The sequence below is a fragment of the Streptomyces sp. a15 genome (assembly GCF_059026085.1).
In genome coordinates this window covers 1-11,571 of record NZ_JBWLKM010000009.1, presented here as the reverse complement: position 1 = coordinate 11,571, position 11,571 = coordinate 1, and the positions used below count along the sequence as shown (strand labels likewise).

The window sequence follows — 11,571 nt, the reverse complement described above, 5'->3', positions numbered from 1 at the left end:
GCTGTTCTAGAGGATCTCGGTGGCGGTGCGGCGGTAGGTCGAGCGCCGGTCGGCGATCTCGGGCCAGCGGTCGCCGTAGATGTTGCGGGTGATGGCGGGTTCCCGTACGAAGTCGTGCGGGAACCCGAGCGACACGGTGCTCACCTCGTCGAGCCGGGCCACGGCGTCGGCGTCGAGCCGGACGTCCACACAGCCGAGGTTGTCGGCGAGCTGGCTCTCCTTGGTGGCGGCGACGATCGGCACCACGTTGCCGGGGCGTGCGAGCAGCCAGGCCAGGGCCACTTGGGCGGGACTCCAGCCGCCCTGCGCGGCGATGTCCAGGACGGCGGAGATGACGTCCTCCTCCTGAGAGGTCGGCCTGTCGTCCCAGAGGTCCAGCCGCCCCGACTCGCCCCTGCGGTACTTGCCGGTGAGCTTCCCGGCCGCCAGCGGCGCCCAGGCGAGCACGGCGAGGTCGAACGCCCGTGCCTGGGGGAGCAGTTCACGCTCCGGCGTCCGCTCCAGCAGGTTGTACCGCAGCTGCGAGCCCGCGAACGCCGTCCAACCCCGCAGCTCGGCCAGGGTGTTGGCCTGCGCGATCTCCCAGGCGGGCCAGTCCGAGACGCCGACGTACAGCACCTTCCCGGTCCGTACGAGGTCGTCGAGCGCCCGCATGACCTCCTCGACCGGCGTGAAGTTGTCGCGGGCGTGCACCCACAGGACGTCCAGCCGTTCGGTCCGCAGCCGCTCAAGGCTCGCCTCCACCGACTGCACCAGGTTCTTGCGGTGGCTGCCCGCGGCGTTGACGTCCCCTTCGCGGATCCCGCAGGTGTACTTGCTGGCCAGGACGAACTCGTCGCGCCGCCCTTCGAGCAGTTCCCCGAGGATCCGCTCCGAACTGCCGCCCGTGTAGATGTTCGCCGTGTCGACGAAGTTGCCGCCGGCGTCCGCGTAGGCGTCGAGGATCCGGGCGCTGGTCTCCTTGTCGGCACCCCAGCCCAGGTCGTCCCCGACGGTCATCGCTCCGAGACTCAGCTCGCTCACGCGCAGACCGGTCTTGCCGAACAGTGTGTAACGCACGCACTTTCCCCTTCAGGCAGATCGTGCGTACGACGCTAGGAGCTGGAGCGCACTTCAACGCAAGCGCACTTCAACGCAAGCGCAGGTCCTCAGCAAGCGCAGGTCCTCAGCGTTCGTAGCCCGCGATGTACACGCCGAACATCGCCCCGGCCCGATCCCGCAGCACCGCGATCCGCGGACCGTCCGGCACCGACGTCGGCTCCATCAGGATGGTGCCGCCCGCCTCGGTCGCCGTGGCCGAGGCCGCGTCCACGTCCGCCACGGCGAAGTACGGCAGCCAGTGCGGCGGCACCTCGTGCGGGAACTTGTCGTCCATCGTGACCATGCCGCCGAAGTCCGAGCCGTCGAGGCCCCACTGCGTGTAGTACTCCGAGGCGTTGACGCTCCAGCCGAACACCGTCGTGTAGAAGTCGACGGCCCGCTCGGGAGCCCGGGTCATCAGCTCCACCCAGCCCAGCGAGCCGGGGGCGTTGAGCAGACCCGCGCCCTCGAAGCCCGCCGCCTGCCACAGATGGAAGGCGGCGCCCTGCGGATCGGTGACGGAGGCGAAGCGGCCCATGCCGGGGACGTCCCCGGGTTCGAAGACCACCGAGCCGCCCGCCGACCTCACCTTCTCCACCGTGGCGTCCACGTCCGACACGGCGAACGTCACGTACCAGACGACGGGCTGCGGCTCCTCGCCCCCCAGCGGGACGAGCGCGGCGACCGGGAGGTGCCCGAGGTAGGCGATGGTGTAGCCGCCCATCTCCTCCCGGCTGTCCGTCTCCGTCCGCCAGCCGAAGAGGGCGGAGTAGAACTCCTTGGCCGCCGTCAGGTCCGGCGCTCCCACCTCGGCCCAGCACGGCCCGCCGGCCACCGGCTTGTCGAGTTTCATGACGTCACGGCCTTCCTCCCGACGCGAGCGTCTCCTTTCGCACGCTAGCGCCGGTCCGTCGGCACGGCCATCCGGCGGCGCGGAGCGGTCTCGGCAGACCGGGAGTGACCTGTGCGGTGGCTCAGCTCCCGGGCCGGTACCGCATCGGATGGTCCGCCGGAACCTCCACCAGCACGATCCGCGTGCCGTCCGGGTCCCTGATCCACATCTCGATCAGCCCCCACGGCTCCTTCACCGGCGGCCGGACGATCTCGACGCCCTTGGCCCGCAGCTCGTCGTACGCCGCGGACACGTCCTCGACCTGCATCCACAACCGCACGGCCGGTGACGGAGCCGCGTCGGACTGCCCGGACACCTCCAGGAAACCGCCCCCGAGGAAGTAGACGGTCCCGTGCTGCGGGCCCGTACCGAACTCTCGATGGACGGCGAGCCCGAGCTGCTCGCCGTAGAAGACACGGGACCGTTCCGGATCGGTGGGGCGCAGCAGGGTCCTGCCGCTCAGTACATGCACCATGCATCCGGAGCCTAGTGGCGGCGGGCTACTCTCGTCGGTGCCCGAGCCGCCCGAGAACCGGAGAGCCGACCATGGAAACCGCCCTGACCTTCCGCGATGCCACCGACGCCGACGTGGACGCGCTCGTCGCGCTGATCGAGTCGGCGTACCGCGGGGACGACAGCCGCAGCGGGTGGACCACCGAGGCGGACATCCTCGAAGGACAGCGGACGGATCCGGAGGGCGTGCTGGAGGTCATCAAGTCGCCCGACAGCCGGCTGCTCACGGTCGAACGCGACGGACGGGTCGTCGCCTGCTGCCAGCTCGAACACCGGGGCGTCCACGCCTACTTCGGGATGTTCGCGGTCAGCCCGGCGCTCCAGGGCGCGGGCCTCGGCAAGGTGATCATCGCGGAGGCGGAGCGGATCGCCCGCGAGACCTGGGGCGTCACGGAGATGCACATGACCGTGATCTCCGTACGCGACGACCTCATCGCCTGGTACGAGCGCCGCGGCTACCGCCGTACGGGAGAGATGACCCCCTTCCCGTACGGCGACGAGCGCTTCGGGATTCCGCAGCGCGACGACCTGCAGTTCGAGATGCTGGTCAAGGAACTCGCATAGTCGATACGCCGGTCATCGTCAGGCCGGTCATCGTCTGGCCTTTCATCGTCACGCCGTGAAGCGGCCGGTGCGTTTGATCTCCGGGTAGTCGGTGGTCGCGCCGTCCAGCTCCAGGGCCCGTACGAGCCGCAGGTGGTCCTGCGTGTTCACCACCCAGCCGATGATCTTGAGGTCGGCCTTGCGCGCGTGTTCCACGACCTCCAGCGTGAGCCGGCGGATGTTCAGGCAGACGGTCGCGGCACCGGCCGCGACCGCGCGGTCCACGATGTCGGGGCCGAACCGGCTGCCGATGAGCGCGGTCCGTACGCCGGGCACCAGCCGGGCGATCTCGGCGATCGCCTCGTCGTGGAACGAGGACACCTCCACGCGGGCGACCAGGTCCCGGCGGTGCATGACCTCCGCCAGCGCGCGCGCCGCCGCCACGTCCTTGATCTCGGCCTGCAAGGGCGCGCGCACGCCGTCCAGCACCTCCTCGAACACCGGGACCCGCTCGCCGCAACCCGCGTCCAGAGCGCGCAGCTCGTCGAGGGTCTGCTCGGCGATCGGGCCGGTGCCGTCGGTCGTACGGTCCACCTCGGTGTCGTGCATCACGACGAGGGCGCCGTCCTTGCTCAGGTGCAGATCGAGTTCGATGACGTCGAGGCCCGCCTGCTCGGCGGCGACGAAGGAACGGAGGGTGTTCTCGGGTTCGACACCCATGACTCCGCGGTGACCGATGGTGAGGAAGTTCAAGGTTCGACTCGCTTCCGTCGGGGGCGGCTCGGCAGCTCGCGCGGGCCGGGGCGGACGGGCGCGCGGGCAGATCGCAGCCTAACGGCCTCGCCCCGCGATGGACCCGGTCCGGCGACGGGAGCGGGTGTACGAAGCGGAAGGAGTTGCGGTGCGCGTGTCAGGCAGGAAAATATCCTGTGACCATCGGGGTGGCGCGGGATAATTTCCCGAGGGTGGACTTGCTGGGAGAAACCCCCTGTGCATACGGTGTCCTGACGCGAGGTTCTCCCGTGGAGGATGGGACATGACGGAAATTCTTGTGCAGGTGGGTTCGGAGGACCAGGTTCCTCCCGCGGCCAGGGTGGTGGAGCATCCGGCGTGGCCCGTGCTCAAGGATGCCGTGGAGCAGATCCGGCCATGGCAGTCCAAGGACGGGTCGATCGACTTCGACGCCGAGGGCGCTCCTGACACGGCGGACGCCGAACGCGCCGTACGGCGGGTCGTCAACGCCGTCGAGGAGCTCTCCCTGCTGCTCCCGCACGACAGCGCCTACCACCAGGCGCTGGTGAAGGATCTTCGCCGCTGGGCGGACGGCGGCTTCCGAGTCCCCGACTTCCTCGATTCGCTGCTGGCCTTCCAGCCCGCCGCGAGCCGCGCGGACGGCCTCCAGCACCTGGTCGTCTTCCCGATGTACACGCAGAACGGCAACCCGGACCGCAACCTCGAAGCGGTCGTCCTGCGCATGGTCTGGCCGGACTGGCTGGCCGAGCTGGAGCGCACCCGCTACGACAACCCGCTGTTCTGCGGCATCACCTTCGAGGACTTCACGGCCGGCTACGACACCAACTCCGCCGTGCTCTTCCCCGAGACCATCGCCGTGCGCGAGGCACCCGAGCGGTTCAGCTGGGGCGGGATCTTCTGCGACCGCGAGGCCGCCCGCTTCCGCCGGGTGACCGCCGCCGCGGTGGACATCCTGGGCCTGGAGCTGCCCGAGGACGTCGCCGACATGGTCCACGACCAGAAGCGCTGCGAGGAGGCCTTCGTCCTGTGGGACATGGTCCACGACCGCACCCACAGCCACGGCGACCTGCCCTTCGACCCGTTCATGATCAAGCAGCGCCAGCCGTTCTGGATGTACGGCCTCGAGGAGTTGCGCTGCGACCTCACCGCCTTCAGGGAGGCCGTGAAGCTGGACGCCGACGGCATCCCGCAGGCCCGTGACGTGCAGTACGCCGTGCTGTTCGACCGCATGTTCCGCTTCCCGGTCACCGGCGAGCGCGTGCGCAACTACGACGGCCTCGGCGGCCAGCTCCTGTTCGCCTACCTCCACAAGCACGACGTCGTCCGCTGGACCGACAACAAGCTGTTCATCGACTGGCAGCGCGCGCCCCAGGTCACCAACCAGCTGTGCGCCGACATCGAGCAGCTCTACCGCGAGGGCATCGACCGCCCCAAGCTCGTCCACTGGTTCGCCGGCTACGAGCTGGTCTCCACCTACCTCGCCCCGCACCCCGGCTCCCGCTGGGCCAAGGGCCCCGACGCCCTCGACCTGAGCCAGCCGCCGCGAAAACTCGTGGATGACGTGCTTCCGGACGAGTTTCCCCTGAGCATGTTCTATGAGGCCCTCTCCAAGAAGCTGAAGAACGTGATCGCCTCCACCAAGGGCATCACGGCGGAGAGTGCCGAACGGGTCGCCGCGTGAGCGATCGCGTGCACGGCGAACCAGCGCACACTGCTCAGGAGGCGAAGATCATGGGGAATGGGGCTCTCAGCGGTGCGGTGATCGCCGTGGCCGGCGCGGGCGGACCCGCGGGGCGGGCGACGCTGCTCAGGCTCGCCGAGGCGGGAGCGACCGTCGTCGGCGCGGACAACGACCCGGAGCGGCTGGCGGAGGCCGTGGACGCGGCGCGCTACAGCGCCGGCGGCGCCACCGTCACCGGCGAGACCGTCGACCTGCTCGACCTGGGCTCGACCCGGGACTGGGCCGTCCGTACCGAGAAGGAGTTCGGCCGGATCGACGGCCTGGTCCACCTCGTCGGCGGCTGGCGCGGCAGCGAGACGTTCGTCAAGACGAGCCTGGACGACTGGGACTTCCTGGAGCTGCTGCTCATCCGCACCGTGCAGCACACCTCGCTGGCCTTCTTCGAGGGGCTTCAGCGCAGCGAGCGCGGGCGGTACCTGCTCATCAGCGCGGCCGGCGCCTCGAAGCCCACCGCGGGCAACGCCGCCTACGCCGCCGCCAAGGCCGCCGCCGAGGCCTGGACGCTCGCGCTGGCCGACGCCTTCCGCAAGGCCGGGGGCGGCGACGGGCCGAGGTCCGCCGCTGCCATCCTGGTGGTGAAGGCGTTGGTGCACGAGGCGATGCGCGCCGAGCGCCCCAACGCGAGGTTCGCGGGCTTCACCGACGTCAAGGACCTGGCCGAGGAGATCGTCGGGGTCTGGGAGAAGCCCGCCGCAGAAGTGAACGGAAAGCGTCTGTGGCTGACCGAGAAGCCGTGATACGAGAAGCTGTGAACCCACCGAGGACCGACGCCCGGCGCCACCACGACCCGGACGTTCGCGGCTTCGCCAGCGACAACTACGCCGGGGCCCACCCGGAGGTGCTCGCCGCCCTGGCCCTGGCCAACGGCGGGCACCAGGTCGCGTACGGCGAGGACGACTACACCGAGAACCTCCAGCGGATCGTCCGCAGCCACTTCGGCTCTACGGCCCAGGCGTTCCCGGTCTTCAACGGCACCGGCGCCAACGTCGTCGCGCTCCAGGCGGTCACCGACCGCTGGGGCGCGGTGATCTGCGCCGAGAGCGCGCACATCCACGTCGACGAGGGCGGCGCCCCCGAGCGCATGGGCGGCCTCAAGCTGCTCACCGTGCCGACACCCGACGGCAAGCTCACGCCCGAGCTGATCGACCGGCAGGCGTACGGCTGGGAGGACGAGCACCGTGCGATGCCGCAGGTCGTCTCGATCACCCAGAGCACGGAACTGGGCACCCTCTACACGCCCGACGAGATCCGCGCGATCTGCGACCACGCCCACGCGCGCGGCATGAAGGTCCACCTGGACGGCTCGCGCATCGCCAACGCGGCGGCCTCACTGAACGTCCCGATGCGGACGTTCACCAACGCGGTGGGCGTCGACATCCTCTCCCTGGGCGGCACGAAGAACGGCGCTCTGTTCGGCGAGGCGGTCGTCGTCATCGACCAGGACGCCGTCAGCCACATGAAGCACCTGCGCAAGCTGTCCATGCAGCTCGCCTCCAAGATGCGCTTCGTGTCGGTCCAGTTGGAGGCCCTGCTCGCCAAGGACCTGTGGCTGCGCAACGCCCGCCACGCCAACGAGATGGCCCAACGGCTCGCCGAGGGCGTACGGGCCGTGCACGGCGTGGAGATCCTCTACCCGGTGCAGGCCAACGGCGTCTTCGCGCGACTCCCTCACGAGGTGAGCGTGCGTCTGCAGGAGCGGTTCCGGTTCTACTTCTGGGACGAGACCGCGGGTGTCGTGCGCTGGATGTGCGCGTTCGACACCACGGAGGACGACGTGGACGCGTTCGTGGCGGCGCTGAAGGAGGAGATGGCGCGCTAGCCGACGCGGGACCCGCGAGCTTGCATAGGTATGCGGTCACCTGAAAAGTCATTGACTCACGGGTGATCGCTTTCCTATGCTCTGCAGGCATGGAGCTGATCCAGAACACCCCCGACCTGTCCGCGTATCTGGCCGCCGACGAGGTCATCGACCATGACCAGCCGATCGTGCGCGACACGGCCGCGCGTCTCGCCAGGCAGGCGGAGGACTCGTATGCCTATGCGCGGCTGGCCTTCGAGTTCGTGCGCGACACCATCCCGCACTCCGCCGACAGCGGTGACCTTCGCGTCACCTGGCGTGCCTCCGACGTCCTGGAGCAGGGCACCGGTATCTGCTACGCGAAGGCGCACGCGCTGGCCGCGCTGCTGCGGGCCGAGGACATCCCGACGGCCCTGTGCTACCAGAAGTTCGAGGAGGTGCACGGCCTGGTCGCCGTGCGCTTCAACGGCGCCTGGCATCGACAGGACCCCCGCGGCAACAAGCCCGGGGTGAACGCCCAGTTCTCCCTCGACGGCGAGCAGCTGGCCTTCACACCCGACCCGGAGTCCAATGAGCTGGACTACCCAGTCCTGTACGCTGAACCCCACCCGGTCGTCCTCGGCGTACTCCAGGCCGCCCCCGACCGGGCGTACCTCTGGAAGACCCTCCCCACCGCACTCTGAGGCAGGCGATGACTCTCACCCTGACCGTGTCCGACGAGGTGCGCGCTCTCGCGCCCGGCTTCACCCACCTCGCGATCCAGGCGCACGGCCTCGTCAACGGCCCCAGCACCGACGCCAGTTCCGCCCTCCTCGACGACGCGGCCCGCCGGCTCGCCGCACGACTGGACGGGCGCGCCCCGCGCGAGGACGCGCACATGGCCGCCTGGCGCGAGGCCTACACGGCGTTCGGGTCGAAGCCCTCGCGGACCCGCAACTCCGCGGAGGCGCTGGCGAAGAGGGCCCTGTCGGACGGCGGGCTGCCGCGGATCAACCTGTTGGTCGACCTCTACAACGCGATCAGCGTCGCCCACCTGATCCCCGTCGGCGGCGAGGACGTCGACCGTATCCAGGGAGGCATGCGTCTCGTGCGGGCCACCGGGGACGAGGACTTCGTGACCGTCGCCGGCGGCGAGGAGGTCGTCGAACACCCCGACGCGGGGGAGGTGGTGTGGCGCGACGACGCGGGCGTGACCTGCCGCCGCTGGAACTGGCGCCAGGGGCCGCGCACCCGGCTCACCGAGGACACAGTCTCCGGGATCTTCCTGCTGGAGAGCCTGGCCCCGATGCCGGTCGCCGACGTCGAGGCGGCGGCGGCCGAACTCGCCGAGCTGCTGGAGAAGTTCAGTCCGGGAGCCCGGATCGCGGTCGGGTCCCCGGTGTCCTGACCCGCCCCGGCGGAGCGTGGCGGATCAGCGCGCCTCGGCCTCGCGGACCTGCTCCGGGGTCGGCGCGGTGCCGCCCAGATGGGCCGGCATCCACCAGGTGTCGTCCGCGTCCTTGGGGCGGACCGGGTAGGCGCGCTGGGCCGCCTCCAGCAGCTCGTTCACCCGCTCGCGCACCTGCCGGGTGATCGCACCGGCGTACTTGTCCCGGGAGGCCTCGATCGCCTCGCCGACGCGGATGGTGATGGGGGTGTGGCTGCGCTTGAAGTTGCGTGGGTGCCCCTTGGTCCACAGCCGCTGGGTGCCCCACAGCGCCACCGGGATCAGCGGTACGCCCGCCTCCTGGGCCATGCGCGCGGCGCCCGACTTGAAGCTCTTCAGCGTGAACGACGGCGAGATCGTCGCCTCCGGGAAGACGCCCACGATCTCGCCGGACCTGAGCGAGTCCAGCGCGTGGGCGTACGCCGTCTCGCCCTGGTTGCGGTCCACCGGGATGTGCTTCATCCCGCGCATCAGCGGGCCGGAGACCTTGTGGCGGAAAACAGACTCCTTCGCCATGAAGCGAACAAGACGTTTCTGCGGGAGCGCCGCGAGTCCGTCGAAGATGAAGTCCAGGTAGCTGATGTGGTTGCTCACCAGCACGGCGCCGCCCGAGCGCGGGATGTTTTCCGAACCCTTGCAGTCGATCTTGAGGTCCCACACCTTGAACAACGCCTGGGCGAGACCGACGACGGGACGGTAGACAAGCTCTGCCATGGACGGAGTGGACCCTTCCATTCTCTGCCTGGGAAAAGGAAACTCCCGGCGGGAAAGCTACGCAGCCGTAGGTTTACGGCATCTCGCAGATCGTGCCCCAAGAACGGACCGGGAGCCAGTCTTCGTTCCCGTCGAGGGCGAGATTCTCGTCACGTCCACCCAGTGATCCACCTCGGGCTTTTAAGCCGCCTTTACTCCGTGCGTACCGTTACCCGACGTACAAGCAGGTACATCTCGCACCCCAGGCAGTACCCGAACGCCGCATTCAGGAAGGCGGCGGCGAGCGCGGCCCCCGTGGCGGCGAGTCCCAGCCACTCCGGACCCAGGGTGAAGCCGACGAGGCCCAGGCCCGCGAAGACCAGTCCCACCGCCTGGGCGAACCTCGGCGGCTCGGGCGCCTCGAACTCGGTGGGCGGCCCGAGCCGCGGCCGCACGGCCCGGCGGAACAGCCGGCCGTACGGTGAACGCCCCACCCCGCCCGCCGCGCCCAGCGCGAACGCCAGGGTCTGCCAGGCCAGCAGCCAGGCGCTCCCCGTGATCAGCACGACCGCCAGCACGACGGTCGTCACGGCCGCCCCGAAGCGCGGCCCCCTTGCATCGATGTCCATGGGATCAAGGATTCCGCAGCGGACGGATCCAGGGGAGGCGGGAATCTTTGCAGTCTCGTGAATGCTGGCGCAGAAGATGACCGGACTTGTGGTGTGCGTGGCGGTGCTCGCGGCGGCGAGCGCCTACGGAGTGCTGCATCGGCAGCGGAGCGGGAGAGTACGGATGCGCGGGCGCGACGACGGAAAACGGCTCGGCGTGGCCGAACTCGGTGGCCCGCTCGGCGAGCGCGCCACGCTCGTCCAGTTCTCCAGCGCCTTCTGCGCCCCCTGCCGGGCAACCCGACGAGTCCTCGGCGAGGTGGCCGACATGGTCCCCGGCGTGACCCACGTCGAGATCGACGCCGAGGAGCGGCTGGAGCTGGTTAGGGAACTCGACATCCTCAAGACCCCGACCGTGCTGGTCCTGGACGCCGACGGCCGGGTCGTACGACGGGCGGTCGGACAGCCGCGCAAGGCCGACGTGATCGCCGCGTTGGGAGAGGCGGTCTGAGGGCAGGAGACCGGGGGTGAGCCACCTCCCATATGCCGGGACGTACTTGACTGTGCGCACCACCTATCGTCAGCCTGACCGTATGCCTTCGGAACTCCTTCTCTTCGGGCGGGTCCATGTCGACCTGGCCCGCAACGCGAGCGCGCGCTGTCCGGGCTGTTGAGCAGCCAAGGACGCCCCCGCCACTCCTCGCAGAAGGACAGCTCCATGACGGCCACGCCCGACCTCGACGCCACCCGGCTCGCCTCGCCCGACCTGCTCCGCTCGGTCTTCCGGCGGCACGCGGCGGGAGTCGCCGTGATCACCGCCCGCGGTGACGCCGGCCCCGTCGGATTCACGGCCACCTCCCTCACCTCGGTCTCCGCCGAACCCCCGCTGTTGTCCTTCGGCATCGGCACCGGCGCCTCCAGTTGGCCCGCGGTGGCCGAGACCGACCACGTCGGGGTGCACATACTCGGCGAGCACCAGCAGGACCTGGCCGCCACCTTCGCCCGCAGCGGCGCCGACCGCTTCGGCGCGGCGACCGCCTGGCGCGAGGGCCCCGAGGGCGTTCCCGTCCTCGACGACGTCCAGGCCTGGCTGCTGTGCCGGATCGTCGCCCGGGTGCCCGCCGGCGACCACCGCCTCGTGCTGGCCGAGGTCGTCCTCGGCGACTCCACGGGTCCCGGCCGCCCGCTGCTCTACCACCAGGGGCGGTTCCACGGGCTGCGCGACTGATCGGCGCGACCCCTCTTCTGCGAAGCGGTCGAGTTCCGATTACGCTGCGTTGCAAAGGTCACAGTTCAAAGCGCTTGCTTAGCGGGAACGAACTGGGTGTACTGACGAGTAATATTTCGGTCGGAGCGCGGGTCGCTCCGACCGGGATCGGCCGCTTGGGGCGCCTATGCTGCCTGCAAGTAGGCAGCCGAAAACTGACGATGCAGTAGGAGAGCCGGCGTGAGCTTGAGGATCGTTGTCACTGTGAAGTACGTGCCCGACGCCACTGGCGACCGGCACTTCGCCGATGACCTGAC

The 11,571-nt window shown here is 69.9% G+C and carries 14 protein-coding genes; 8 read left to right on the top strand and 6 right to left on the bottom strand.

Annotated elements, in window-relative coordinates:
* Positions 1 to 6: 6 nt before the first annotated feature.
* From AC5P09_RS12245 to AC5P09_RS12235, 3 genes are all read right to left on the bottom strand, one after another.
* Positions 7 to 1,059: an aldo/keto reductase gene (locus tag AC5P09_RS12245; protein ID WP_493873886.1), complete on the bottom strand. Its 1,053-nt coding sequence runs from the start codon at positions 1,057 to 1,059 to the stop codon at positions 7 to 9.
* Positions 1,060 to 1,165: 106 nt separating this feature from the next.
* Positions 1,166 to 1,933 (bottom strand): VOC family protein, encoded by a 768-nt coding sequence (locus tag AC5P09_RS12240; RefSeq protein ID WP_493873885.1) that lies wholly within the window; start codon positions 1,931 to 1,933, stop codon positions 1,166 to 1,168.
* A gap of 121 nt (positions 1,934 to 2,054) precedes the next feature.
* Positions 2,055 to 2,447 carry a VOC family protein gene (locus AC5P09_RS12235; RefSeq protein ID WP_493873884.1) on the bottom strand — a complete coding sequence of 131 codons (393 nt, stop codon included), beginning with the start codon at positions 2,445 to 2,447 and terminating at the stop codon, positions 2,055 to 2,057.
* Between the two features lie 71 nt (positions 2,448 to 2,518).
* Between AC5P09_RS12235 and AC5P09_RS12230 the strand changes: the two genes are divergently transcribed.
* Positions 2,519 to 3,049: a GNAT family N-acetyltransferase gene (locus AC5P09_RS12230; protein ID WP_493873883.1), complete on the top strand. Its 531-nt coding sequence runs from the start codon at positions 2,519 to 2,521 to the stop codon at positions 3,047 to 3,049.
* Between the two features lie 48 nt (positions 3,050 to 3,097).
* Here AC5P09_RS12230 and AC5P09_RS12225 read toward each other — a convergent pair whose 3' ends face one another.
* Positions 3,098 to 3,781: a glycerophosphodiester phosphodiesterase gene (locus tag AC5P09_RS12225; RefSeq protein ID WP_411147959.1), complete on the bottom strand. Its 684-nt coding sequence runs from the start codon at positions 3,779 to 3,781 to the stop codon at positions 3,098 to 3,100.
* 283 nt (positions 3,782 to 4,064) lie between these two features.
* Here AC5P09_RS12225 and AC5P09_RS12220 point away from each other — a divergent pair, with 283 nt between their 5' ends.
* The 5 genes from AC5P09_RS12220 to AC5P09_RS12200 all read left to right on the top strand — a co-directional run bounded on the left by AC5P09_RS12220 (position 4,065) and on the right by AC5P09_RS12200 (position 8,707).
* Positions 4,065 to 5,462: a DUF6421 family protein gene (locus AC5P09_RS12220; RefSeq protein ID WP_493873882.1), complete on the top strand. Its 1,398-nt coding sequence runs from the start codon at positions 4,065 to 4,067 to the stop codon at positions 5,460 to 5,462.
* Positions 5,463 to 5,512: 50 nt separating this feature from the next.
* A complete protein-coding gene (locus AC5P09_RS12215; RefSeq protein WP_493873881.1) occupies positions 5,513 to 6,259 on the top strand; it encodes an SDR family NAD(P)-dependent oxidoreductase in 747 nt (248 codons plus the stop codon).
* An 11-nt stretch (positions 6,260 to 6,270) separates the two neighbouring features.
* Entirely contained in the window at positions 6,271 to 7,341 is a 1,071-nt protein-coding gene (locus AC5P09_RS12210; RefSeq protein ID WP_493873880.1) for a threonine aldolase family protein, read from the top strand.
* A gap of 89 nt (positions 7,342 to 7,430) precedes the next feature.
* Positions 7,431 to 8,003, top strand: a complete 573-nt coding sequence (locus AC5P09_RS12205) for a transglutaminase domain-containing protein (RefSeq protein ID WP_493873879.1) — start codon at positions 7,431 to 7,433, stop codon at positions 8,001 to 8,003.
* 8 nt (positions 8,004 to 8,011) lie between these two features.
* The gene (locus AC5P09_RS12200) at positions 8,012 to 8,707 is read left to right on the top strand and encodes a B3/B4 domain-containing protein (protein ID WP_493873878.1); all 696 of its coding nucleotides are present in this window, start codon (positions 8,012 to 8,014) and stop codon (positions 8,705 to 8,707) included.
* Between the two features lie 24 nt (positions 8,708 to 8,731).
* On the opposite strand, the gene AC5P09_RS12195 is transcribed toward AC5P09_RS12200, so the two are convergent.
* On the bottom strand, positions 8,732 to 9,460 hold the full coding sequence (locus tag AC5P09_RS12195) for a lysophospholipid acyltransferase family protein (RefSeq protein ID WP_266444620.1): 729 nt from the start codon (positions 9,458 to 9,460) through the stop codon (positions 8,732 to 8,734).
* 191 nt (positions 9,461 to 9,651) lie between these two features.
* On the bottom strand, positions 9,652 to 10,068 hold the full coding sequence (locus tag AC5P09_RS12190) for a DUF4395 domain-containing protein (RefSeq protein WP_493873877.1): 417 nt from the start codon (positions 10,066 to 10,068) through the stop codon (positions 9,652 to 9,654).
* Between the two features lie 76 nt (positions 10,069 to 10,144).
* Here AC5P09_RS12190 and AC5P09_RS12185 point away from each other — a divergent pair, with 76 nt between their 5' ends.
* Positions 10,145 to 10,558 (top strand): TlpA family protein disulfide reductase, encoded by a 414-nt coding sequence (locus AC5P09_RS12185; RefSeq protein ID WP_493874035.1) that lies wholly within the window; start codon positions 10,145 to 10,147, stop codon positions 10,556 to 10,558.
* 207 nt (positions 10,559 to 10,765) lie between these two features.
* The gene (locus AC5P09_RS12180; protein ID WP_493873876.1) at positions 10,766 to 11,275 is read left to right on the top strand and encodes a flavin reductase family protein; all 510 of its coding nucleotides are present in this window, start codon (positions 10,766 to 10,768) and stop codon (positions 11,273 to 11,275) included.
* Positions 11,276 to 11,571: the final 296 nt, after the last annotated feature.